Annotated in this window: 18 protein-coding genes; 5 read left to right on the top strand and 13 right to left on the bottom strand. The window is 72.8% G+C overall.

Going from position 1 to position 23,026, the window contains the following annotated elements:
* The first annotated feature begins 3 nt into the window (after positions 1–3).
* Positions 4–1,122 (top strand): Lrp/AsnC family transcriptional regulator, encoded by a 1,119-nt coding sequence (locus AC3AGO_RS01060; protein WP_487818151.1) that lies wholly within the window; start codon positions 4–6, stop codon positions 1,120–1,122.
* 7 nt (positions 1,123–1,129) lie between these two features.
* Positions 1,130–2,527, top strand: a complete 1,398-nt coding sequence (locus tag AC3AGO_RS01065; protein WP_487818152.1) for a M20 family metallopeptidase — start codon at positions 1,130–1,132, stop codon at positions 2,525–2,527.
* Between the two features lie 94 nt (positions 2,528–2,621).
* On the opposite strand, the gene AC3AGO_RS01070 is transcribed toward AC3AGO_RS01065, so the two are convergent.
* The 4 genes from AC3AGO_RS01070 to AC3AGO_RS01085 all read right to left on the bottom strand — a co-directional run bounded on the left by AC3AGO_RS01070 (position 2,622) and on the right by AC3AGO_RS01085 (position 7,779).
* Positions 2,622–3,236 (bottom strand): TetR/AcrR family transcriptional regulator, encoded by a 615-nt coding sequence (locus tag AC3AGO_RS01070; RefSeq protein ID WP_487818153.1) that lies wholly within the window; start codon positions 3,234–3,236, stop codon positions 2,622–2,624.
* Positions 3,236–4,084: an oxidoreductase gene (locus AC3AGO_RS01075; protein WP_487818154.1), complete on the bottom strand. Its 849-nt coding sequence runs from the start codon at positions 4,082–4,084 to the stop codon at positions 3,236–3,238. Before AC3AGO_RS01075 ends, AC3AGO_RS01070 begins: the two co-directional genes overlap by 1 nt.
* Before the next feature lie 301 nt (positions 4,085–4,385).
* On the bottom strand, positions 4,386–6,518 hold the full coding sequence (locus tag AC3AGO_RS01080) for an acetate--CoA ligase family protein (RefSeq protein ID WP_487818155.1): 2,133 nt from the start codon (positions 6,516–6,518) through the stop codon (positions 4,386–4,388).
* 88 nt (positions 6,519–6,606) lie between these two features.
* Entirely contained in the window at positions 6,607–7,779 is a 1,173-nt protein-coding gene (locus tag AC3AGO_RS01085) for an acyl-CoA dehydrogenase family protein (RefSeq protein ID WP_487818156.1), read from the bottom strand.
* A 320-nt stretch (positions 7,780–8,099) separates the two neighbouring features.
* Here AC3AGO_RS01085 and AC3AGO_RS01090 point away from each other — a divergent pair, with 320 nt between their 5' ends.
* Both AC3AGO_RS01090 and AC3AGO_RS01095 read left to right on the top strand, forming a co-directional pair.
* The gene (locus AC3AGO_RS01090) at positions 8,100–8,729 is read left to right on the top strand and encodes a TetR/AcrR family transcriptional regulator (protein ID WP_487818157.1); all 630 of its coding nucleotides are present in this window, start codon (positions 8,100–8,102) and stop codon (positions 8,727–8,729) included.
* A gap of 82 nt (positions 8,730–8,811) precedes the next feature.
* Complete coding sequence (locus tag AC3AGO_RS01095) at positions 8,812–9,603, top strand: acyl-CoA thioesterase domain-containing protein (protein ID WP_487818158.1); 792 nt, start codon at positions 8,812–8,814, stop codon at positions 9,601–9,603.
* Between the two features lie 54 nt (positions 9,604–9,657).
* Here the strand turns inward: AC3AGO_RS01095 and AC3AGO_RS01100 are convergent, their stop codons facing one another.
* The 5 genes from AC3AGO_RS01100 to AC3AGO_RS01120 all read right to left on the bottom strand — a co-directional run bounded on the left by AC3AGO_RS01100 (position 9,658) and on the right by AC3AGO_RS01120 (position 15,974).
* Complete coding sequence (locus AC3AGO_RS01100; RefSeq protein WP_487818159.1) at positions 9,658–10,449, bottom strand: class I SAM-dependent methyltransferase; 792 nt, start codon at positions 10,447–10,449, stop codon at positions 9,658–9,660.
* A gap of 158 nt (positions 10,450–10,607) precedes the next feature.
* On the bottom strand, positions 10,608–12,281 hold the full coding sequence (locus AC3AGO_RS01105) for an ABC transporter ATP-binding protein (protein ID WP_487818160.1): 1,674 nt from the start codon (positions 12,279–12,281) through the stop codon (positions 10,608–10,610).
* A complete protein-coding gene (locus AC3AGO_RS01110; protein ID WP_487818161.1) occupies positions 12,278–13,489 on the bottom strand; it encodes an ABC transporter permease in 1,212 nt (403 codons plus the stop codon). Before AC3AGO_RS01110 ends, AC3AGO_RS01105 begins: the two co-directional genes overlap by 4 nt.
* Positions 13,486–14,439 carry an ABC transporter permease gene (locus AC3AGO_RS01115; protein ID WP_487818162.1) on the bottom strand — a complete coding sequence of 318 codons (954 nt, stop codon included), beginning with the start codon at positions 14,437–14,439 and terminating at the stop codon, positions 13,486–13,488. The genes AC3AGO_RS01110 and AC3AGO_RS01115 overlap by 4 nt, the downstream gene beginning before the upstream one ends.
* Complete coding sequence (locus tag AC3AGO_RS01120; protein WP_487818163.1) at positions 14,436–15,974, bottom strand: ABC transporter substrate-binding protein; 1,539 nt, start codon at positions 15,972–15,974, stop codon at positions 14,436–14,438. Before AC3AGO_RS01120 ends, AC3AGO_RS01115 begins: the two co-directional genes overlap by 4 nt.
* A 328-nt stretch (positions 15,975–16,302) precedes the next feature.
* Here AC3AGO_RS01120 and AC3AGO_RS01125 point away from each other — a divergent pair, with 328 nt between their 5' ends.
* Positions 16,303–17,208 carry a substrate-binding domain-containing protein gene (locus AC3AGO_RS01125; RefSeq protein ID WP_487818164.1) on the top strand — a complete coding sequence of 302 codons (906 nt, stop codon included), beginning with the start codon at positions 16,303–16,305 and terminating at the stop codon, positions 17,206–17,208.
* Positions 17,209–17,213: 5 nt separating this feature from the next.
* On the opposite strand, the gene AC3AGO_RS01130 is transcribed toward AC3AGO_RS01125, so the two are convergent.
* Genes AC3AGO_RS01130 through AC3AGO_RS01145 form a run of 4 tightly spaced genes read right to left on the bottom strand, consistent with a single transcriptional unit; the run spans position 17,214 to position 22,724 of the window.
* Positions 17,214–19,340 (bottom strand): ABC transporter ATP-binding protein, encoded by a 2,127-nt coding sequence (locus tag AC3AGO_RS01130; RefSeq protein ID WP_487818165.1) that lies wholly within the window; start codon positions 19,338–19,340, stop codon positions 17,214–17,216.
* The gene (locus AC3AGO_RS01135) at positions 19,337–20,203 is read right to left on the bottom strand and encodes an ABC transporter permease (RefSeq protein ID WP_487818166.1); all 867 of its coding nucleotides are present in this window, start codon (positions 20,201–20,203) and stop codon (positions 19,337–19,339) included. The genes AC3AGO_RS01130 and AC3AGO_RS01135 overlap by 4 nt, the downstream gene beginning before the upstream one ends.
* The gene (locus tag AC3AGO_RS01140) at positions 20,200–21,204 is read right to left on the bottom strand and encodes an ABC transporter permease (protein ID WP_487818167.1); all 1,005 of its coding nucleotides are present in this window, start codon (positions 21,202–21,204) and stop codon (positions 20,200–20,202) included. The genes AC3AGO_RS01135 and AC3AGO_RS01140 overlap by 4 nt, the downstream gene beginning before the upstream one ends.
* Positions 21,189–22,724 carry an ABC transporter substrate-binding protein gene (locus AC3AGO_RS01145; protein ID WP_487818168.1) on the bottom strand — a complete coding sequence of 512 codons (1,536 nt, stop codon included), beginning with the start codon at positions 22,722–22,724 and terminating at the stop codon, positions 21,189–21,191. Before AC3AGO_RS01145 ends, AC3AGO_RS01140 begins: the two co-directional genes overlap by 16 nt.
* Positions 22,725–23,026 lie beyond the last annotated feature (302 nt).

The raw sequence follows: 23,026 nt of genomic DNA on the forward strand, positions 1-23,026 counted from the left end.
TCCATGACCGATGCTGTCGGCAGCCGGAGAATCCCCGAGCGGGGCACCCTCGACCGCAGGTCCCTCGACGAGGACGACCTCGATCTGGTGGCGGCCCTGCAGTACGCGCCGCGGGCACCGTTGAGCCTGCTGGCCGAGGCGCTCGACGTGTCGGCGAGTACGGTCGGGCGGCGGCTCGCGCGGCTGGAGTCCGGCCGGCTGCTGCGGGTCATCGGCCAGTTGGACTGGACGGTGTCGGGCGAGGGCAATCCCTGGCATGTGTGGGTGGCCGCGGAGCCCGGCCGCGCGCAGGAGGTCGCGCGGCGGCTCGCCGAGCTGCCCGAGGCGCAGCTGGTCACGACGACGGCGGGCCAGGCCGACGTGTACTGCGTCGTACAGCCCCAACGCCGCAGCCAGGCACGGGAGTTGCTCACCCGGCAGGTGCCCGCCACCGCCGGGGTGCGCTCTGCCCGTTCGGAGCTGGTGCTGCGCGCGGTCGCCAAGTCCGACTCCTGGCGGCTGCCGAGGCTGACCGCGGAGCAGATCCGCGTCCTCACCGGTTCCGCCGACAACGACGAGGGAGGCGAGGATGAGGCTCCGGCGTCCGGCCCGCTGAGCGAGGACGACCGGCGCGCCCTGCACCTCCTGCGCTTCGACGGGCGGATGAGCGCCGCGCGGATGGCCCGCGAGCTGAAGTGGGGGCAGTCCACGGCCTACCGTACGGTCCAGTCGCTGCTGCAGCGTGGCGTCGTGCGGCCCCGGGTAGAGATCGAACCCGAGCTGCTGGGCTACGCGTTGGAGGCCGTCGTCGCGCTGACCGTCACACCGGGAGCGGTCGAGGAGGTCGCGGAACGGCTGGCCCGGCACCCCTCCGCACGGTACGTGTCGACCACCGCCGGCACGTCCAGCGTGATCCATCAGGGCGTGTTCCGGGACGAGGACGAGCTCGCCGGATTCCTCAACCGGGACCTGGCGGACCTGCCGGGCCTCACCTCCTTCGAGGTCTCCGTCGTGCTGGAGGCGCTGCGCCGGCACTGGCTCGACCGTACGGACGGTCTGCTGGCCGGCCCGGGACATCCCACAGCACCGGCCCCGGCCGCAGAGGCATCGCAGCAACCCCCGTCAGCAACCTCCGAAAGGTGAGTCGACCATGACGCGTGACACCGCGCTCGCTCAGGCAGCCGACTACTTCGACTCCGGTTCCTTCCTCACCGATCTGCGGCGGCGCGTCGCCCATCCGACGGAGAGCCGGAAACCGGGGAACAGCGCGGCGCTGCGCACGTACCTGGAGGAGGAAATGACGCCCGCCGTACGCCGGTTGGGCTGCGTCTCACGTGTGGTGCCCAATCCGGTCAAGGGCGCCGGCCCGTTCCTCGTCGCCCACCGGCACGAGGGCGACGACCTGCCCACGCTCCTCACGTACGGGCACGGGGACGTCGTCGACGGGCAGGCGGAGCGCTGGCGTCCCGGGCTCGAACCGTGGCGGCTCGTCGTCGAGGACGACCGCTGGTACGGGCGCGGCACCGCCGACAACAAGGGGCAGCACACCGTCAATCTGGCAGCGCTGGAACATGTGCTGCGCGCCCGCGGCGGCCGTCTCGGCTTCAATCTGAAGGTCCTCGTCGAGACCGGCGAGGAGACCGGTTCGCCCGGACTGCGCGAGCTGTGCCGGGAGTTGGGCGACGAGCTCGCCGCGGATGTGTTCATCGCCTCCGACGGGCCGCGGGTGGCCGCCGACCGGCCGACGCTGTTTCTCGGCTCGCGCGGCGCGGTCAACTTCCGGCTGCGCGTACGGCTGCGGGACGGGGCGCACCACTCGGGCAACTGGGGCGGTGCGCTGCGCAATCCGGCGACCGTACTGGCGTCCGCGCTGGCGAGCATGGTCGACGCCAACGGCCGGATCCTCGTCGAGGGGCTGCGCCCGCAGCCCGTGCCCGAGCCGGTACGGCGGGCGCTGGCCGGCATTCCCGTGGGCGGCGCGCCCGGCGACCCGGAGGTGGACGCGGACTGGGGCGAGCCGGGCCTCACCCCCACCGAGCGTGTCATCGGCTGGAACACCCTCGAAGTGCTGGCGTTCACCGCGGGCGACTCCGCCGCACCGGTCAACGCGATACCCGGCTCCGCGACGGCGGACCTCCAACTGCGGTTCGTGGTCGGCACGGACGGGGCCGACGTGGCCCGTGTCGTCCGCGAGCACCTCGACGCGCACGGCCTGTCGCTGGTCGAGGTGGAGCCGGGGCCGCACGCCCCGGCGACCCGGCTGAGCCCCGAGGACCCGTGGGTCACCTGGACCACGGATTCCGTACGCCGCACGACCGGGACGGCTCCCGCCATCCTTCCCAACCTGGGCGGCACCCTCCCCAACGATGCCTTCGCCGACATCCTCGGCCTGCCGACGGTGTGGGTCCCCCACTCCTACCCGGCCTGCGCCCAGCACGCCCCCGACGAACACTTCCTCGCCCCCTTGGGCCGCGAAGCCCTCCACATCATGACCGGCCTCCTCTGGGACCTGGGCGAGCCGCTGCCGGAGGGGTGCGGCACGCGCTAGCGGCGTGGCGCGGGTCGCCCGACAGCTGCGGGGCGGGGCAAGAGCCGACCGGAACTTCATGGTTCCGCGCCTCACCGCGTCCATGGCGGATACCTCAGGTGATCAGGCCGGCGCTGGTCAGCCAGATGTGTTCGCATGTCGCCGACGCCTCTTGGAGCTTCTCGCGGGATTCCTGCGAGGCGTGGTAGAAGGTCCGCTCGATCATCCAGCACAGGGCGCGTGCCATCGCCGAGGCCTGGTCCGGTGCGGCGCCGTCCTGGATGCCGGCGCGTTCCAGGACGGCGGTGATGGCCGCGATGAACAGGTCAGCCGTGTGGTTCCACAGCTCGCCGATCTCCGGCACGGTCAACGACAGGTCGATCGCCGTGCGCATGACCAGGCCGTGTTCGTTCCACAGCTCGACCGTGCGCTGCATGGCCGCCGCGATGGCCTGACGCGGCTCGTCCGTCTGCGCGGTGGCCCGGGACCGCTCCCACAGGTGCTCGACGGTCCGGGCCACGAGTGCCGTGACCACTTCTTGCTTGGATCCGAAGTAGAAGTACAGGGCACCACGTGTGATACCGGCGCCCTGGGCCACGTCGCCGATGGTCATGGCGTCGTACCCCTTCTGCGCCAGCAAGGCCTCGCAGGTGTCGAGGATGGCCCGCTCCCGGACATCCCCCTTGCGCTCGGTGGTGCGACGGCCGCGCGCGGGGTGCTGACCGGGCATCAGAGCTGAGCGCCTTCGGCGAAATCGGTCGTACGGGAGAGTGCCTCCCATGCGTGGATGTCCTCGTCCACCGCGGCGCGGGCGGCGGTGACCAGCCGTAGCGCGTCCGAGCCCAGGACGAGGTGGGCCGGCGGCTGCTCGACCGAGGTGATGTGCACGAGGGCGTCCCCGGCCTTGGCGGGATTGCCCAGCTGGTTGCCGCTGGCCTTTTGCCGGGCTTCGCGGATGGGGGTGAACAGCTCGTCGTACTCGTCGACGGTCCGCTCGGCGCGTGTCATGGACCGTCCGGCCCAGTCGGTGCGGAAGGAGCCGGGCTCGATCGCCGTCACGTGGATTCCGAACTGCGCGACTTCCTTGCCCAGCGCCTCCAGGATTCCCTCCAGGGCGAACTTGCTGCCGCAGTAGGCGGACATGCCGGGCACGGCCATGAGCCCGCCCATGGACGTGACGGCCATCAGGTGTCCGCGGCGGCGCCGGCGCATGTGGGGCAGTGCTGCCTGCAGGGTGGCCACCGCCCCGAGTACGTTGACCTCGAATTGCCGCCTCACCTCGGCCAGCGGCGTCTCCTCGAAGGTGCCCTCCAGGCCGTAGCCGGCGTTGGCGACGACGACATCCAAGGCTCCGACGCTCTGCTCCACCTCTGTGATCACATTCGAGACGGCGTCGCCGTCCGTCACGTCCAGGATGCGGCCGTGAGCGTGCCCGGGTCCGAGCTCTTCGAAGGCCCGCAGATCCTTCTCCGAGCGGACCGTACCGACGACGGTGTGCCCGGCGGCCAGGGCCGCTTGGGCGAAAGCGCGCCCCAGGCCCGTGCTGACGCCGGTGATGAGCCAGTTCCGCTTCTCCATTGTTCCTCCAGAGAGGTCTCGCGAGGAGCCGGGTCGTTCCCCTCAACCAAAGTCTACACGGTGTCGATTTTTATCGTCACTGCGTCAATTCTGGTAGCGCTCACGGAACGACCACGGCGTGACCGCACGGCGAGGTCAGGGCCACACGTTGCGCGTCAGCGCCGTGCCCTCGGTGCACCGGGCACCGCTCGCCCGCTGCCGGCCTCGCGACGGCGGGCTGCTCGCCACCTGGCCGTATCCATACGAGGACAAGGCCGACCCGGCCGGCCCGTTGGGAACCCACCCGCTCAGCGCGAGGCCTTCACCGCCAGGTGATCAGCGCGTCCAGCGCTTCCACCCGGGAGCCGTGGACAAGCAGGGGGTTGACCTCCAGGGCTGTCAGGTCTGGGCCGAGCGTCGTGGCCAAGTCGCCGATGCGGGCGATGATTTCGGCGGTGTGGTCGAGGTCGGCCGGTTCGGTGCCGCGGGAGCCGGACAGGAGGCGGGCACCCCGGAGTTCGGCGAGTGCGGCACGCGCTTCGGCGGCGTTCACAGGGAGCAGCCGCAGGGCCGTGTCGCGGAGCACTTCGACCCAGACGCCGCCGAGACCGAGGGCCATGGTGAGGCCCCAGGCGGGGTCGCGTACGACGCCGACGAGGAGTTCCACGCCGTCGGTGCGCTGCGGCTGCACGAGCGTGGCGGGGTCGCCGATGCCGTGCCGGCGCGCCGCCCCGAGGAGGTCGCGGTGGGCGCGGCGTACGGCGTCGGGGGTGTCGAGGCCGAGGCGTACGCCGCCGATGTCGCTCTTGTGGCCGAGCGTCTCGGCCGTGAGCTTGAGGACGACGGGGTAGCCGAACCGGTCGGCCGCTGCGGCCGCTTCGTCCTCGCCGTTGGTGTGCGCGGAGGGGACGACGGGGATGCCGTGGTCGGCGAGCAGGCGCCCGGCCCGGTGTTCGCTCCAGACTCCCGTGCGGTCCTCGGCGGGAACAGCAGGGGCCGGGGCGGCGAGCGCGGCGCGGGCGGGCCGCGCGGCGGAGGGGCGTTCGCGCGTCCAGCGCAGTGCCGCGCCGAGTGCGGTCATCGCGTGGTCGATGCCGCCGGCCACGTACGGGAAGCCGGTCCGGTCCTGGAGTTCGCGTCCGGCGGGGGTCATGTCGGTGAGCACGTTGCCGGCGACGGTGACGGGGATCGCCGCCTCGCGGATGCGCTGGGCGACGGCGCCGAAGTAGTGGTGGGCCAACTCCGGCTCGGGCGGCGGCTGTCGGGGCAGGTCGGTGAGCAGGAGGACGGCGTCGAGGCCGGGGTCGTCGGCGACGATGTCGAGGGCCCGGCCGAGGAGGGTGCGGTCGACGACGACGTAGCCGGTGACGTCGAGGGGGTTCTGCACGGTGGCGAAGTCCGGCAGGTGTTCCTTGAGCCGGGCCACCGTCTCGGGGGCGAACGGGGGCAGTTGGAGGCCCTCTTGTTCCGCACGGTCGGCGATGATCTCGCAGGCGCCGCCGGAGGGGGTGACGACACCGAGGCGCGGCCCGGGGATGCCGCCGGTGTGCGCGAGCAGCCCGGCGGTGATGATGAGGTCTTCGAGGGAGTGCACGCGGACGACGCCGAGCTGCCGGAACGCCGCGTCCACGACGTCGTCGTCGCCGACCAGCGCTCCGGTGTGGGCCTGCGCGGTGTGCGAGGCCAGGGCGCTGGAGCCGATCTTGAGGGCGACGATGGGCTTGCCGGCCCGCGCCGCACGGCGTGCCGCGCGGGCGAACTCCTCGGGGTGGCGCACCGATTCGAGGAAGAGAGCGATGACTTTGGTGGCGGGGTCGTCGACGAGGTGGTGGATGACGTCGGTGACGGACACCATCATCTCGTTGCCCATGGAGGTGAGCAGGCTCAGGCCGACGTTGCGGGCCTGCGCGAAGGCGAGCACGGAGCTGGCCAGCGCACCGCTCTGCAGGACGACGCCGACGGGCCCGCCGATGAGGGGCTGCGGGATGGGCAGCCCGTACGGCGTGGTGGACGCCGTCGCGTTGATGTAGCCGTTGCCGTTGGGGCCGAGGACGGTGAGGCCGTTGTCGCGGGCGAAGGCGAGGATCTCCTCTTCGCGGCGGCGGCCTTCGGGCCCGGTCTCGCCGAAGCCGGCGCTGAGGATCACGTACGTGCGGATGCCCACTGCCGCGCCCTCGCGCAGGACGGGCAGCACGGCGTCGGTGGGCACCATCACGTAGGCCATGTCCACGGGTTCGCCGATGGCGGCGAGGCTCGGGTGGGCGCGCTGCCCGTGCACCACCTCGGTACGGGGGTTGACCAGGTGTACGGGCCCGGGGAAGCCGTTGTCGCGCAGGTTGTCGAAGGTGGACCGGGACCAGCCGGACTTGTCGGTGGCGCCGACCAGGGCGACGGAGGCGGGCGCGAACAGGGCGCGCAGTGCCGCGGCCCGGTCCGGCGCGGTGGGGGCGCTCATGCCGGCGCCCCCACGGTCCGCTCCTCCTCGGGCCGCTCCCCCACGGTCCACTCCCCCACCGTCCCTGCTTCCGGGGCGTGTTCGGGGCTCATTCGCCGATTCCGCCGAGCCGTACGTGGCCCTTGAGGAGGTTGCGGGCGATGGTGCGGCGCTGGATCTCGTCGGTGCCCTCGAAGATGCGCAGGAGGCGCAGTTCGCGGTACCAGCGTTCGATGGGCAGTTCCTTGGTGTAGCCCATGCCGCCGTGGATCTGCAGGACGCGGTCGACGACCTGATTGGCCATCAGGGCGCCGTTGAGTTTGGCGATGGAGGAGGCGTGCCGCGCGTCCATGCCTTCCTGGACGCGCCAGGCGGCGTACAGCGTCAGCCACTTGCTGGATTCGATCTCCACCTGGGAGTCGGCGATCTGCCACTGGATGGCCTGGTAGTCGCCGATGGGGTGGCCCATCGAGTGCCGGATGCCGGCGTAGTCGACGGCCATCTGCAGCATCCGCTCGGCGGCGCCCAGCGCGCCGGCCGGGATGAGGTAGCGGCCCTGGCCGATCCAGCGCATGGCCAGCGGATAGCCCTGGCCGACCTCGCCGAGGACGTTGCGCGCGGGCACCCGTACGTCGTCGAAGACGAGGGAGGCGGGACCCCATTGGCCCATCGTGGGGATGGGCTCGGATTTCCAGCCCATGTCGCGGTCGACGAGGAAGCAGGTGACGCCGCCGTCGGCGCCCTTGTCGGGGTCGGTGACGGCGAAGACCATCACGAAGTCGGCCTCGTTGCCGCCGGTGATGAAGGTCTTCTCGCCGGTGATGATCCAGTCGTCGCCGTCGCGTACGGCGCGGGTGCGGATGTTGCGGGCGTCCGAGCCGGCGCCGGGTTCGGTGATGGCGAAACAGGAGCGGCGGCGGCCCTCGATGGTGGGGACGAGATACTCCTGCTTCTGCTCCTCGTTGCCCGCGTAGAGGATGTTGTCCGCGGTGCCGCCGAAGGTGAAGGGCACGAAGGTGCGGCCGGTCTCCATGGTGAGGATGGCGGTCATCACGGGGCCGAGGTTCATTCCGCCGTATTCCTCAGGGGTGTTGACGCCCCAGAATCCGGACTTGCGGGCCTTGGCGCGGAGTTCGGCGAGTACGCCCTGGTCGAGGGCCGGGGCGCCGGCGCGTTCGTTGCGCAGCACCTCCTGCTCCAGGGGCATCACTTCTTTCGTGATGAACGCCCGGACGGTGTCGCGTATCTGACGCTCCTCGTCGCTGAGCGAGAAGTCCACCATGGACGGCTGTCCTTCCTGTCCGGGGTGTGCGGGGCGGGCCGGCGGCCCGCGTATTTTCTAGAATGTGACTCCAGAACTGTGAGCAGCGTGATCCCTGCGGGGTGCGGGCGTCAAGGGTCGCGGCGCCGGGCGCTGCGCTGGGCCGCGTGCGCCGATTCGTGTGGCCTGTACGGGTGTTGGGCGGGTGCGGCTCGCGCTGTGGTCGGTTTTTGCGCAGTTCCCCGCGCCCCTTATGGGGCGCCAAGGGCCGCCCCGTGTCGGTTCATTGGGCGGTGGATTCTAAGATTCGGTTCGGTAGGTGTACGGCAGGAGGAGGCACGATGGCACGCAGGACCGGGAAGCCGGTGGCGGGCGGCAACGCGTGGCAGTGGAGCCGTACGGCCGAGACCCGGCGGACCCTGCTGCACGCGGCCGGTGAGATCTTCAGCGAACAGGGCTTCGCGGAGACGAGCGTCGCCGCCGTAGTGGAGCGTGCCGGCTCCAGCGTCGGCAGCCTCTACCACCATTTCGGCGGCAAGTCCGAGCTGTTCCTCGCCCTGTGGGAGGACCACCAGGCCACGCACGAGCAGACCTCGGCGACCGCGGTGGCCAAGGCGAGGGACGCGGGGGTCGAGGACCCGCTGGACCTGTTCATCGTGGGGGCGCGCGCCTTCCTCGGCTGCGCCTGGCGGCGGCGCGGGCTGGTCCGGCTGTTCATGGACGGCGACGGCCCTCCCGGCTTCGAGCTGGTACGCCGCACCCGGAACCGTGAATGGGTGCGCCGCAACGCGGTGTTGCTCGGCGTGAGCAGCGAAGCGGTGGACCGGCTCACGGCCGCGGCACTGACCGCGGTGATGGGCGAGGCCGGCCGCGAGATCGCCATGTGCGCCGACAAGGAGCAGGCCGACGAGATCACCGAGGCGGCGCTCGTCCTCATCCGCCGGCTCGACCCGGCCGGGGAGGACGAGTGACCCGGCACCTCGCGTGACGCGCCGCAGAGAACAGAGCCACAGCAGAGAACAGAACCGCAGCAGACAGCAGGAGGGAGAGCCGGTGGCCGGGACCGGGCAGTACGAGGCGTTCTTCACCACGGCCGGGGAGGAGTTCGTGCCCGCCGCGCACGCGCGCAGCTGGTGGGCGGAGGGCATGCTGCACGGCCGCCTCCTGGGCGGGCTGGCGGCCCGCGCGCTGGAGCGCGAGCACGCGGAGGACGGCCTGCATCTGTCCCGGCTGACGGTGGATCTGTTCCGCAACGCGCCGACGGCGCCCGTACGGGTGGAGACCCACCGGGTGCGCGACGGGCGGCGCATCCGGGTCGCCGACGCCACCGTGTACGGCAGCGACGGACCGGTGGCCCGCGCGAGCGCGGTGATGCTGCGCCGTACCGAACAGCCGCCGGGACACGTACGCGCCACTCCCGGCTGGGACGCGCCACTGCCGTCCGAACTGCCGCCGCCGCGCGACGAGGCGTGGACGCTGTGGATGTTCGACGAGGACAACACGCCCATCCGGCACTGGAAGGAGAGCCGCGGGCGGCGCCGCGCGTGGCTGCTGGACTCCCGCGAACTGGTCGCCGGAGAAGCGCTCTCGCCCCTCGTCCGCACGGCGCTCGCCGCCGACGCGGCCAGCCCGCTCACCCATGCCGGCGAGGAGGGGCTGCAGTTCATCAACGCCGACTACACCGTGTGCCTCAGCCGGCTGCCGCTCAGCGGCGAGATCGGCCTGGAGTCGGCCGCGCACTCCAGCGAGGAGGGCGTCGCCGTGGGCCACTGCACCCTGTACGACACGGCAGGCCCGATCGGCTACTGCATGACCACCGCGGTCGCCAACCTCCGCACCCCGTAGCCCCTCCGGCGTCAGGCGAGCAACGCGGCGGCGCGGCACAGGAGTTCGCTGGCCTCAGCGCAGGGCCACCATGAGGGCGTCGCTCGGGGAGCACCAGGCCTGGCGGGCTTCGGTGAAGCCGACGTCGCGGAGGGTGTCGGCGTGCCAGGCGGTGGAGGGCTGGGCGCTGCGGGGGCCGCCGGTGGGGGCCGGCTCGCGCGGGTCGCCGAGCAGCGCGAAACGTTCGCGGGCGGGCCCGGCGAGCACCGGGTCGTCGGCGACCTGCTGCCACCATGCCGCCCAGTCCAGCGCTCCGGCGGCCTGTTCGCGCTCCTTGCGGGAGGCGGTGAAGCGGGCGGCGGCCGCGTTGATGCGCGGCGCGGACTGGTCCTCCATGTGGTCGGCGTTCATGAACACGCCGCCGTCGCGCAGGACTTGGGCGATCTGACCGTAGAGCGTGCCGAGCGCCGCACTGTCCAGCCAGTGCAGCGCGGTCGCCGTCAGTACGGCGTCGTAGGCGCGGTGCGGCAGCCTGCTCGTCCACTCCGGGTCGGTGAGGTCGGCGGTCACGAACTCCACCCGGTCCTCCCCCTCGAAGTGCCCCTCCGCGATGGCCATCAGCGCCGGGTCCACCTCCAGCCCGGTGCTGCGCGCGTTGGGCAGCCGCTTCAGCAGCCGGTCGGTGATGCTGGCGGTGCCGCAGGCCAGGTCGAGGACGGCGGGCCGGGGGCCGGTGAGGGCCTCGACCATGTCGAGCATCACCCGGAACCGCTCCTCACGGTCGGGCATGTACCACTCCTGCTGCAGGTCCCAACTGTCCTGCCACGCCTGCCAGTCGGTCCCTGCGGTGGTGGTGGTCTCGGTCATGCGGTGTCCTCTCCCTGTCTGCCGGTTCTCTGTCTGCCGGCGGTTCCGCGCCGGCCGGTGGTCGTGTGTCCGCCGGTGGTCGCCCGGCGCGTCGCCCCGTCCCGTTTCCTGTCGGCGTGCCTGCCGCACCCGCGCCCGCCCGCCGCCCTCGGCGCGCATCAGCGTGCCGACGCGACCGCGCCGGTGGCCGCGCCCAGTTCCTCGGCGCCGAGCAGCAGCCGGGTCGCCTCGGACTGCGGCGCGGCGAGCACGTCGGCGCACTCGCCCTCCTCCGCCACCTCTCCCCCGTCCAGGACGACGAGCCGGTCGGCGACGGTGGCCAGGAGGCGCAGATCGTGGCCGATCCACAGCACGGACGTGCCCTCCTCGCGCCGCAGCCGGGCGAGTTCGGCCAGGATGCTGTCGGTGGCGGTGCCGTCGAGCGCGGTGGTGACCTCGTCGCACACGAGGACGTCCGGCCCGGCGAGTACGGCGCGGGCGAAGGCGGCACGCTGGAGTTCCCCGCCGGAGAGGGCGTCCGGATGGCGTCCCGCGGTCTCGGCCGCGACGCCGAGCCGGGCGAGCAGCCGGTACGCCTCGTCGGTGGCCGACTCGGGGCACAGGCCGCACAACCGGACGGCCGTACGGGCGACTTGGTCGGCCACGGTGCGCCGTTCGTCGAAGGAGCCGCGCACTTCCTGCCACACGTACTGCACGCGGCGCTTCTGTACGGGGCTGCGCCGGCGCAGCGCGGGCAGCGGCGTACCGTCCAGAAGTACCTCTCCGCTGAAGCGTTCGTGGAGCCCGGCGATGCAGCGGGCCAGCGTCGTCTTGCCGCTGCCGGAGCGTCCGGCGACGGCGAGACAGCCGCCGGCGGGCAGCGTGAGGGACACGTCACGCAGGACGGCATCGCGGCGGCGCGGACGAAGCCAGGCCGTCATGTCCCGTACGTGCAGGCCGGGTTGGGGCGCCGGGGCTACGGGGGCTCCCTCCTCCGGTACGGCGTCCGTACGCGACGGCTCATCCGCCGCCGACTCAACGGCGCCTCGCTGCGCGGGTACGGGAAAGGCGGCCGGCCCGGAGGGCGCCGGCAGCACCTCGGCGGGCGGACCCGTGTCGGCGACGCGGCCGTTCTCGAGAACGACCGCGTGGTCGGCGAGGGCACGCACCATGGCGTGGTCGTGGCTGAGCAGCAGGATCGCGGGGCCGCCGCGGGCGAGCGCGGCGAGTTCGCGAGCCAGCCCCATGCGGGTCACGGTGTCCAGCCCCGTACCGGGCTCGTCGAGGACGAGGGCCCGGGGTCCGCAGGCCAGCACTTGGGCGAGGGCGACACGTTGGCGCTGCCCACCCGAGAACTGGTGCGGGAAGCGCCGCAACATGGCCGGGGTGTCCGCGAGTTGGGCCTGCCGCAGAGCTGCGGAGGCCGCGTCACGCGCACCGTGTCGCCGTACGGTACGGCGTCGTACGGGCCCGCCCTCCGCGCCCGCGTCCCGCACCTCCTGGTGCAGTCCGGCGAGTTCCGTCAGGACCGCGCCGGTGCGGCGGGCCGGGTTGAGGGCGCTGCCGGGGTGCTGCGGCATGTAGGCCACCGTTCCGCCGCGCAGGCGTGCCGCGCCGGCGGTCACCCCGCCGTCGTCGACCACGGGGGTGCCGTCCACCCGTACCGTGCCGCCCAGCCGCACTCCCGGTCCGCTCTCGCCGAGGAGCGCGAGCGCGGTGGTGGTCTTGCCGCTGCCGGAGGGGCCGACCAGAGCCGTGACCGTACCCGGTTCCATGATGAGGTCCACGCCGTCGAGCAGCACGGTGCTCGCGGTCCGTGCCGTCAGTCCGCGTACGTCGACGACGGGCGTCATCGTCCGTTCCCTTCTGAACTCTCGCCGTCCGAGGCCCTGTTGGCCCCTGGCACACTTCCGTCGCCCGGCACGCTCTCGCCGATGGCGGCGCTCTCGGCACCGGGCGCACTCCCGCTGTCCGGCACGCCCGTGCCATCCGGCGCGCTCCCCGCCTCCACCGCGGTCCCGTGGTCCGGCATGCTCCCGGTGCTCGGTACATCGCCTCGGCCCAAGGCGCCCCCGGCGACAGGCCCGCTCCCGCTCCCCCGCGCACCTCCGGCGTCCGGCGCGCTCTCGCCGGCCGCCGCACTCCCGCGGTGCCGTGCCCCGTAAGCACCCGGAAAGGCCTCCGGAGCTCCCGGTCGCCGCCGCACCGCCGCCCCCGGTTTCGTCAGGAGGCCGTCGCTCAGCAGGTTGAGGCCGACGGTGAACAGCACGAGCATCGCGGCGGGCGCGCACACCGCCCACGGCTGGATGAGCAGGGCCTCGCGGCTGTCAGCGACGGTGACGCCCCAGTCCGGTGAGGTGGGTTCCATGCCGAGGCCGAGGAAGTTGGCGGCGGCGACGGTGAAGACGGCGGCCGCGATGCGGGTGCCGATGTCGGCCGCGGCGACGGGCAGGACGGAGCGTCCGATGTAGCCGAACTGGATACGGGCCCACGATTCGCCCTGTACGCGCATCGCTTCGGCCACCGGGCTGCTCGCCGCGTCGAGTGCCGCCGCGCGGATCAGGCGGGCGACCGCGGGGACGTTGATGGCGGCGACCGCCAGCGCGATCGCCGGCGGCTCGCCCCGCCAGCCGACCGCGACGACGCTGATGACCAGCAGCGACGGCAGCGGCAACAGCACCTCGACCGGCCGCAGCAGCAGTTCGTCGAGCCAGCTGTGCCGGGTGGCGGCCGCGGTGAGGCCGAGCAGTCCGCCGGCCAGATAGGCGACGGCCACGGCGCAGCACGCCACCCCGAGGGCGCTGGCGCCGCCGTGCAGCAGCAGCCCCAGTACGTCGCGGCCCATACCGTCGGTGCCGAGCAGATGGCCGTGGCCCAGTTCGTACGGCGCTGCGTCACGTGACGTGATCGGAGGCGCGAGCAGCGGGCCGAGCAGTGTGGCGGCCAGGGGTACGGCGAGCAGGACGAGCGCGGTCACCAGGCGCGCCCGGGGCCGCCGTTGCCGGGAGGCAGCCGTACCGGCGCTGTGTTCCGGCAGGGAAACGTGGTCTGTGGCCGTCACCGGAGGACCTCCGTACGCGGGGCCAGCCGGTGGCACACGAGGTCGGCCCCGAGGTTGAGGAGCAGCGCGCCGGCGGCGAGCAGCAGGATCAGCGCCTGGATGGTCGGCACGTCGCGGCTCTGCACGGCTTCGATCAGGGAGGTGGCGGTGCCGGGGATCGCGAACACGGCCTCCACGACGAGGACTCCGCCGAGCAAGTGGTCGCCGGTGCGGGCGAGTTCCTGGACGCCGGGGACTGCGGCGTTGGGCAGAACGTGCCGCAGTACGAGAGTTCTGCGCGGTACGCCCAGCCGGCGGGCCTGCACCGCGTACCCGGCGTGCAGGGCGCTCACCGTACCGGCGCGGATCTGACGGGACAGCAGGCACACGGTACGGGCCAGCAGTACGGCCACCGGCAGCACGAACAGGGCGGGCCTGGCGAGCACATCGCCCTCTTCCACGCCGATCCAGGTGGAGGGCAGCCAGCCCAGCCGCAGGGAGAAGACCGCGACGAGCGCGAGGGCGAGGACGAAGTCGGGCACCGAGTTCAGCGCCAGGGTGACGGCGGAGATCGTACGGTCCAGGCGTCCGCCCTCGCGCAGCCCCATGGTCAGGCCGAGGACGACGGCGAGCGGCACGAGGAGCGCGACGGTCACGAGTGCGAGCATGGCGGTGGCGCCCAGGGAGCTGGTGATGATGTGGGTGACCGGGTTCTTGCTGACCAGGGAGGTACCCAAGTCGCCGGTGAGCAGCGAGCCCGCCCAGTCGGTGAAGCGTTCGGTCAGCGGGCGGTCGAGGCCCATCTGGGCGCGCAGACCGGCCACATGGGCGGTGCCGGACTGTTCGTTGAACTTCACCTCTGCCGCGTCGCCGGGCAGCAGTGACGTCATGAGGAAGACCAGTACGGCCAGCATCGCCAGTTGGGAGAGGGCGAGCAGCAGGCGTCGGAGTGCGTAGCCGCCGGTGCTCATGTCAGCCACACCTTGTCGAAGCGGGCCCAGTCCACGGTGTTGGGCGGGACGGCCTGCACGCCGTGCAGCCGGGTGGAGACGGCGTTGAGCCAGTCGGGGTGGCCCCACAGCAGGAGGCCGCCCTTGTCGCGGACGGTGCGCTGGAGAGTGCCGTACCGTTCGGTCCGCTTGTCGCCGTCGACGGTGGCCTGCGCGCGGGCGAATTCGGCGTCGAAGTCCTTGTGGCGCCAGGCCGTCGCGTTCTGCGCGGAGCCGGTCAGCAGCCGCTGGTTGATGTAGGTGGGGATGGGCATCGCTCCGCAGCGGTGGGAGCCGAGCTGGCCGGTGGTGAGCTGGTCGGTGAAGTAGCTCTCCGGCGGCCCGGTGGTGACCTTGATGTGCAGTCCCGCCTCCGCCGCCTGCTGGGCGAACAGGTGGGCGGCGTCGACGAATCCGTCGGCGATGGTGGAGGTGTAGAAGGTCAGCTTCTTGTTGAGGGTGCCGGTGCGGCGCAGCAGCCGGCGCGCCTCGGCGACGTCGCGTTCGCGCTGTCCGATGCCGTCGGGGTAGTAGCGGAAGCCCTTGCCGTACAGGTCGTTGCCGATGCGGGCCCTGCCGTCGAGGACCACGTCGACCAGGCGCCTGCGGTCGGCGAGCAGCTTGAGGGCGAGGCAGACGTCGGGGTCGTCGAAGGGCGGCCGGTCGGTCTTCAGGGCGATGCCGTCGGCGCCCGCGCCGGGTGCGGCGACGATGCGTACGCCGCTGCCGGCCTCCACGATGCGGGCGAAGGTGGGCGTCATCTCGTGGGCGTAGTCCACTTCGCCGGACTGCATGGCGCTGGCGCGCGCCTCAGGTTCGGCGGAGTAGATGTGCAGCCCGTCGAGGTGGGGTGCGCCGTCCCAGTGGTCGTCGAAGCGGCGGGCGCTGAAGGAGCGTCCCGCGGTGAAGTCCTCGAAGCGGAACGGGCCGGTGCCGACGGGCTTCTGCGGCCGGTAGTCGCGCGGCACGATCGAGGTTCCCGTGGTGGCCAGCAGGGAGGGGAGTTCCGCGTTGGGCCGCTTCAGCGCGATCTCCACGGTGTGCCGGCCGAGGGCGCGGGAGCGCTGTACGTCGATGACGGAGAGGGTCTCCTTCGCCAAGTGGTCGGCGGCGTGCGGGTCGAGGATGCGGGCGAGGCTGAAGAGGACGTCCTCGGCGGTGAGCGTCCTGCCGTGGTGGAAGAGGGCCTCGCGCAGCCGGAAGCGCCACACCGTGGCGTCCTTGTCGGACTCCCAGGAGGTGGCGAGGCGCGGCACGGGGCGCAGGGAGGCGTCGAGGTCGACGAGCTTGTCGAAGAGCGCCTTGTGCCGCGCCATGTCGACGAACTGGCGCTGCGCGTGCGGGTCGAGGGTCTCGGTGGCGCCTGCGCCGGGGAAGACGGCGCGCAGGGTGCCGCCGCGGCGGGGCGGCCCGCCGGAGGTGTCGCCGCGCGCCGGCTCGCAGGCGCCGAGGAGTACGGCTCCCGTGGTGGCGCCCGCCAGGCCGAGGACTCCCCGGCGGGTCCGGTCTACCGGCACGCTTCTTCTCACCTCATCCGGGGACGCGTCGCGGCGCCCCGCTCTTATTGCACATCTCTTGCAACTACTTGCGGGTGGCAGTGATCAAAACATCGGGCCGGGCGGGCGTCAAGGAGCGCCCGCTGTGCCGGAGTTCACCCGCTCACGTCCCGCGTTGTCCGGCTCCGTGCGGTCTTTCCGGGCGGCGGGGCGGGCGTGCACGGAGAACCGTGTACGCAGAGCCGTGTTTCTGCCGCGGCCCGCATACCGGCGGCATGTGCAGGGGAGGGCACAGGCATATCCGCGCGCCCCGCACCGGTCGGCGCGCACGAGAGCGGGCAGGAGACCCATGACGACGGACAGCCTTTGGACCTTCCGGGACGACCGTGGACACGAGGCCACAGCGTCGCGGGCGCCTCGACGGATCGTGGCCTACGTACAGGCGGCTGCGGCTTTACACGATCTGGGCCTGCCGGTGCACGGCATATTCGGCTCCGCGCACGACAAGGACGGCCTCGACCCGGCCAAGACCGGCACGCTGCGTGACACAGGCGCCGAATATCTGGGCTCCGGCGCGGAGTTGAGCGCCGCGACCGTGCTCGGCGCGGAGCCGGACCTGTTCGTGAGCGTCACCTATGACGGCAAGCAGCTCTACGGGCTCGACCCGTCGGTCGCCGAGGAGGTGGAGGCGGCGGTACCCACTGTCGCCCTCGGGGTGGGGCCCGGGCACCGGCTGTCCGCCGTACGGGGCAGGTTCGCGGAGCTGGCCCGTTCTCTCGGCGCGCAGTCCGGTGGAAACGTTTCACAGGCGGGCGCCTCCGAGGCTGAACTGGCGCGCAGTACGGTGCGGTTGCGGGAGGCGGCCCAACTGGCCTCCGGCGTACGAGTGATGGCGTTGTCTCCTGCTGGTACCGACAAGGCGCATGTCGCCCGCCCCCAGGCGTGGCCGGATCTCCAGGAGCTCGCCGACACCGGGGTCCGGCTCGTGGACATACCGGGGCCCGGCCCCAACTGGGCCACAGTCGGCTGGGACGAAGTGGCCGCGGCGGGCCCGGACCTCGTACTCGCGGACATGCGCAGCAACGCGACGCCGCTCATCGAGCTGGCCGGCGTCCAGGACTGGCAGCGCGTCACCGCCACGGCGGACGTACTCCCCTGGAACCCCGAACTGCCCTGCACGGCACCCGCGATCAGCGCGTTCTTCGACGCGGTGTCGCAGGCCCTCGCGCGGAAGGCGGGTGGCCCCGCGCGCTGACCGTCTCACCGGCCCTCTCCTGTCGCGTCCCCGTTCCCGGTACGGGTGTCCGTCGCGTCGGGTCCGCCCTGGACGCGGCCGTCCCGCAGGGCCAGTACGTGGGTGGTCAGCGGGGCGATGACGGGCAGGTGATGGCTGATCAGGAGCAGGGCCAGGCCGTGCCGGCGGCGCAGCCCGTCGAGCAGCGCCAGGATGTCCTCGGCGGTCCGGGCGTCCAGGGACGAGGTGATCTCGTCGCACACCAGCACGTCGGGGCCGGCGGCGAGTGCGCGCGCGAGGGCGACGCGCTGCCGCTGCCCGCCGGACAGTTCGTGCGGGTAGCGCCGGGCGAGATCCGCGGGCAACCCCACCTCCTCCAGCGCCGCCGCGACCTGCCCGCCCCGGGGACGTACGCGGCTGCCGTGGCGCAACCGCAGCGGCCGGGCCAGCGTGGCCCCGACCGTACGCGCCGGGTTCAGGGTGCCAAGCGGGTCCTGCGGAATGAGCTGAATCCGACGCCGCAGAGCCCGACTCCGCTGCCGGATCCCCAGCGGCACGGCCCGCCCGTCCAGCCACAGCCGCCCCGCGGAAGGCTGGTGCAACCCGTCCAGTGCCCGACCCAGGGTCGTCTTCCCCGCCCCGGACGGCCCGGTCAACGCGAGAGCGTCCCCCCGCTCCAGCCCCAGTCCGACGTCACGCAGCAACGGCTCCGCGCGCTCACGGCCCGCCCACGCGAACAGCCCCTCCACGCGCAGGAGTTCAGCCCCGCCTTCTTCCCCGGCAACGGACGCGGAGCCTGCGGCCCGGACCCCGCCCTCGACGACGGCCACCGGTCGCGCGTCGGATCCGCTCCGAGGAGACGCCTCGAAGCCGGCCCCGGAAAGCGGCGCCCCGTGAGCGGTTCGTGGAGGCACGCCCCCGCGACCGGATTCCGCAGAACGTTCCGCCACGGGCACCGTCCCCGCGCCATGGCCACTGTCGCGTCCACCACCCCCGGCCTCGCGCCCGGCTGGCTCAGCCGCGGGCTGCGGGCCCTTCACCGCCTCTGAGATGGTCGATGGAGGCGCGGCGCCACCTCCGGGATCCGCAGCACGGTCCGCCGGCGGCGCCTCCTGCTCGCCGTGGCCGATGCCGCGTCCACCAGCCACGCCATCGCGCTCTACGGGGCCGCCCGTGGGCGTCTCCTGCCCCACGTGGCTGAGGTCTTCGCCATCACCATCTGCTGAACTGACCGCGGGTTGCGGGACCTTCACCGCTCCGGGGCCGGGCGGGAGGTGCGCCCCCTCATCGGGGCCGGGCCCGTGCGTGGCTGTCCCGGAGGCGGCCCGCTGCGGGCCGCTCGTCGGCTCCGACGGGGCGGGGTCCCCCTCTCCCCCACCGCCCCTCTCCTCCGCAGGCGCGGAGCCCCGCCTGCCCGCCAACACGCCGCCCCCCTCAAGGGGTTGACCGGCATCCAGGGCGACAACCGAACCCGCCACGTCGCCCGCCAGGGCGAGGTCGTGGCAGGCGAGGACGATGGTTGTGCCCGCCGCGGCGTGCGCTCGCAGCAACGCCGTGAGGGTCGCGCGGAGTTCGGGGTCGAGGCCGGCTGTGGGTTCGTCGAGGAGGAGCAGGTCGGGGGTGCGGGTGAGGGCTCGGGCCAGGGCTACTCGGCGTTGCTGGCCGCCGGAGAGTTGACCCGCTCGGCGGTGGCGGAAGTCGGCGCCGGTGGGGAGGGCGACGTCGGCGAGGGCCTGTCGTACGGCGGGGTCGGAGGGGCGGGCGCCGGTGGGTTCGGCCAGGAGGCGGCCGACCCGCATCCGGGGGTTGAGCCGCGACGCGGGGTCCTGGCCGACGAACGCGACCCGTCGGCGGCGCAGTTCACGCAAGGGCGCGGGCGGCAGGGCGAGCGGGTCGGAGCCGAGGACGCTGAGCCCTCCCGTGGTGTGCCGCGCCCCGGGCGGAAGCGCGCCGGTCATGCTGCGCAGGAGGGTCGTTTTGCCGGCGCCGGAAGGCCCCGTCACGGCGACGATGTCTCCCGTGCGGGCGGTCAGTCGCGGGCAGTGGGTCAGGGTGTGCCCGTCCGGGGCGGTCAGGGTCAGGTCGTACAGGTCGAGCACAGCGTGTACGTCGGGCACGGCGTGCGGGTCGAGTACGGCGGGTGCGGGGGTCACAGGCGCGTCACCTCTCGGCTCCTGGTGGTCGGGGTGAGGGCGTCGAGGGCGAGGTTGACGCTCGCGGCGAGGACGGCGATGGCGAGGCCGGGGGCGAGGACCGCCCAGGGGTCGAGGAGTACGCCGGGGGCGTTCTCGCGGACCATCAACGCCCAGTCGGCCGCCGGGGGTTGGGCGCCGATCTGGAGGAACCCGGCGGTGGCCACCACGTTGACGGCGGCGACGAAGCGCAGCCCGAGGAGGGCGAGGACGGTCGCGCGCAGATTGGGCAGGATCTCGCGCAGGACGAGTGAGGGGGTGCGCTCCCCCGTCGCGAGCGCTGCCTCCACGTAGGCGGAGTCCGCGAGGGGCTGGGCCGCCGCGGCGACGACGCGGAAGGCGAAGGGCGTGCCGAGCACGATGGAGGCCAGTACCACGGGGGTGCGTCCCGCGCCGGGCGCGGCGAGGCCGATGACCATGATGCCGAGTACGGCGGGCAGCAGGATCACGGTGTCCGCGGCCCGTTCGAGCACGGCGCCCACTCTCGGCCGCAGCGCGGCGAACGCGCCCAGCACGGTGGCGAGCGCGGTGACGGCGACGGCGACGAGCAGCGAGGACAGCAGCAGGTCCCGGCCGCCGGCCAGTAGCCGGCTGAGGACGTCCCGGCCGACCTGGTCCCCGCCGAGCAGCGCGTCAGGGCCGGGCGGCGCGTACAGGGCGGCGACGGGTTTGCCGGCCGGGTGGGGCGGCAGCAGGGGCCCGAGCAGGGCGAGGCCGATCACGAACAGCGCGGGGGTGAGCCGCAGCGCCGCGCGGAGCCGCCGGGCCCCGGTGGCACGCAACACCGCGGGAGGCACAGGAGTGTGACGGAGGGTCAGGTTCATCGGGTCCTCCCCGCCGACCAGGCCCGCAGCAGGTCGGTGAGCACGAGTACGAGGGTGATGACCAGTCCGGTCGCGACCACGACGGCGGTGACCAGCGGGGCGTCGCGGTCGCGGACGGCGCCGGAGAGGACGGAGCCCATGCCGGGGACGTTGAAGAGCGCTTCGACGGTGACCGTGCCGCCGAGCACCGTGCCGACCGAGGTGGCCATGCCGCCGGCGAGGGCGGGGACGGCGCCGCCCAGCACGTGGTGGAGCAGCACCCGGTGCCGGGGCAGGCCGTCCAGGAGGGCGGCGTCCACGTGCGGGGCGGCGAGTTGTTCGTCCAGCGCGGCCCGTACGAGGCGGGTGTTCCAGCCGGTGCGGGGCAGGGCGAGGGCGAGGACGGGCAGTACGAGCGCGGAGGCGGACAGGGTGGTGCCGGTGGTTCCGGAGGCGGGGGCCACGGCGGGCAGCACTCCCAGCCACAGGGCGAGGACCACCACGAGGGCCGTGGCCACCACGAATTCGGGGATCGCGAGTACGGCCGTGGCCGCGGCGGAGACCGTACGGTCCAGGGCCCGGCCGGGGCGCAGGACCGCGGCGCCGCCGAGCACGAGCGAAGCCACCACGGTGAGCGCCAGGGCGAGGCCGCCCAACAGCAAGGTGTCGGCAAAGGGTTGGCCAAGAACGTCCGCGACGGGCCGGCCGCGCGCGGTGTGGCCGGGGTCGCCGTGGAGGAGGCCGCCGGTCCATTGTGCGAAGCGCCACAGTGCGGGCCGGTCGAGTCCGAGGCGGGCGCGCTGCGCGGCCACCTCGCCGGGCGAGGCGTCGGAGGAGAGTGCGGCGCGTGCCGCGTCGCCGGGCAGGACGGTGACGGCGCAGAAGGTCACCGCCGCCAGCAGCCCGAGGAGGGCGAGCCGGCGCAGCACCGTACCGGCGACGGCGGTGGGCCGCAGGCCCAACGACCCTCCCCCGACGGCCCGTTGGACGGCGGGAAGCTCGGGCGTCAGTCGCTCAGCCACGTGTGCTCCAGCTGCACCCGTCCGTAGCCGGGGAGGGTGGGGAGGTCCTGGACGGTGTCCTTGGCGAGGTCGACTCCGTCGGCCATGCCCCACAGGAGGTAGCCGGACTTCTTGTGCTCGATCTCCTGGAGGTCGCGCAGCCGGTGCCGGTGGCGGTCGCCGTGGGGGGTGCCGACGGCCTTCTCGTACGCGGCGTCGAAGTCGTCGTCGTGCCAGTCGGCGTCGTTCATCGCGGCGTTGGAGGTGAGGAGTTTCCCGGCGCAGAAGATGACGGAGTCGTTGGTGCCCCAGAAGGAGGTGTAGAGCGGGGCCTTGCCGCGGCTCTCGCCGAGGAAGGTGGCCTGGTCCTGCTTGACGACCTCGATGCGCACGCCGAGGTCCTTCATCTGGTCGGCGAAGACGGCGGCGGACTCGGCGAGGCCCGGCACGTCCTCGGTGGTGAGCAGCCGGTGCGGGGCGGAGCGGTCGAATCCGGCCTGCTTCAGGAGCTTTTCGGCCCGCTTGAGGTCCCTCTTGCGCTGGGGGATGTCGCGGGCGTACTCGGGGTCGCCGGTGCCCAGGATGTCGTTGGCGACGGTGCCGTAGCCGCCGAGCGCCTGCTCGACCATGGCGTCCCGGTCGACGGCCAGCCGGAAGGCCTCTCGTACGCGGCGGTCGGCGAAGGGGCCGTCGGAGGTGCGCATCACCACTGGCAGGGCCATGTCATCAGGACGGCGTACGACCTGAACTCCCGGGCGGCCCTTGGCCGTTCGGGCGGCGACGGGTCCGGCGTTGGAGGCGAGGTCGATCTGACCGGCGAGCAGGGCGTTGGCCAGGGAGGAGGGGGACTCGAAGAGGGTGACCTCGATGGCGTCCAGCATCGCCCGGCCGCCGTACCAGTGTTCGTTGCGCACCAGGCGGGCGTTGCCGTTGTGGAAGTGGTCGAGCTTGAAGGGTCCGGTGCCGGGGGCGCCCTCCGGATGCTTTGTGTCCTTTTTGAGGATGAAGGTCGTCAGCCGCATGTGGAGCGGGACTTCGCTGTCGGGGTAGTCGGACTCGACGACCACGGCGTGCTTCCCGTCGGCGGTGATGTTCTCCGGCTTGATGCCGGGCAGCCGGGAGGCGCCGGAGGGCGACTCGCGCAGCCTGCGCAGTGACCACACCACGTCCTCGGAGGTCAGCGGGGTGCCGTCGTGGAAGCGGGCGTTCTTCTCCAGTTCGAAGCGCCAGCGGCGCAGGCCGTGGCTGGAGGTCCAGTTCTTCGCCAACCGGGGTGCGGTCAAAGGGGACTTGGCGGGGAGGGTCAGGGTGTCGTAAACGAGGCTGAGGATCAGGTAGTCGCTCTCGTTGGGCTGCACCCCGAAGGGGTCCCGGACGATCGCGGAGGTTCTGCCCAGGGCGCCGACGCGCAGTGTGCCGCCGCGCCGGGGTGGTCCTGCGGGCTTCTGTGGGGAGTTGCCGGACGGTCCGCACGCCGCGGCGAGGAGTCCGGTTCCGGCTGCGGCGCTCGCGTGGAGGAGTCCACGCCTGGTGAGGGTCACGGTCACGCACCTTCCGTCGTGGGAAGGTTAGGCTTACCTGACCAAGCGCGGGCTGAGCAAACCACAACTCCCCAAGCGGTCTCTTTTTCCATGGAAGTTGGGGCGCCGCCGGGCGAAATGGACACCGCCGCCCCGGTCGTCACTCCGCTCGCGACGCATTGCCGTGCGAAGACGGAATTGATTCACCGGTGAAGCAGTTAGGTGAGGCTTGCCTTAGTGGTTTCACTTCGTTAGCGTCTTGGCCAGGCGAAGCGCAGAGGTTCTCTCGCTTCCCCAACTCCGCCCGTGTACAGGTATTCCGC

Source organism: Streptomyces sp. BL1, assembly GCF_057628045.1.

Coding starts and splice junctions, on each gene's coding strand:
- AC3AGO_RS01065 (WP_487818152.1), top strand. CDS start 1,130: ATGACGCGTGACACCGCGCTCGCTCAGGCAGCCGACTACTTCGACTCC.
- AC3AGO_RS01075 (WP_487818154.1), bottom strand. CDS start 4,084: ATGGAGAAGCGGAACTGGCTCATCACCGGCGTCAGCACGGGCCTGGGG.
- AC3AGO_RS01115 (WP_487818162.1), bottom strand. CDS start 14,439: ATGAGCACCGGCGGCTACGCACTCCGACGCCTGCTGCTCGCCCTCTCC.
- AC3AGO_RS01060 (WP_487818151.1), top strand. CDS start 4: ATGACCGATGCTGTCGGCAGCCGGAGAATCCCCGAGCGGGGCACCCTC.
- AC3AGO_RS01135 (WP_487818166.1), bottom strand. CDS start 20,203: ATGAACCTGACCCTCCGTCACACTCCTGTGCCTCCCGCGGTGTTGCGT.
- AC3AGO_RS01070 (WP_487818153.1), bottom strand. CDS start 3,236: ATGCCCGGTCAGCACCCCGCGCGCGGCCGTCGCACCACCGAGCGCAAG.
- AC3AGO_RS01090 (WP_487818157.1), top strand. CDS start 8,100: ATGGCACGCAGGACCGGGAAGCCGGTGGCGGGCGGCAACGCGTGGCAG.
- AC3AGO_RS01125 (WP_487818164.1), top strand. CDS start 16,303: ATGACGACGGACAGCCTTTGGACCTTCCGGGACGACCGTGGACACGAG.
- AC3AGO_RS01080 (WP_487818155.1), bottom strand. CDS start 6,518: ATGAGCGCCCCCACCGCGCCGGACCGGGCCGCGGCACTGCGCGCCCTG.
- AC3AGO_RS01085 (WP_487818156.1), bottom strand. CDS start 7,779: ATGGTGGACTTCTCGCTCAGCGACGAGGAGCGTCAGATACGCGACACC.
- AC3AGO_RS01100 (WP_487818159.1), bottom strand. CDS start 10,449: ATGACCGAGACCACCACCACCGCAGGGACCGACTGGCAGGCGTGGCAG.
- AC3AGO_RS01105 (WP_487818160.1), bottom strand. CDS start 12,281: ATGACGCCCGTCGTCGACGTACGCGGACTGACGGCACGGACCGCGAGC.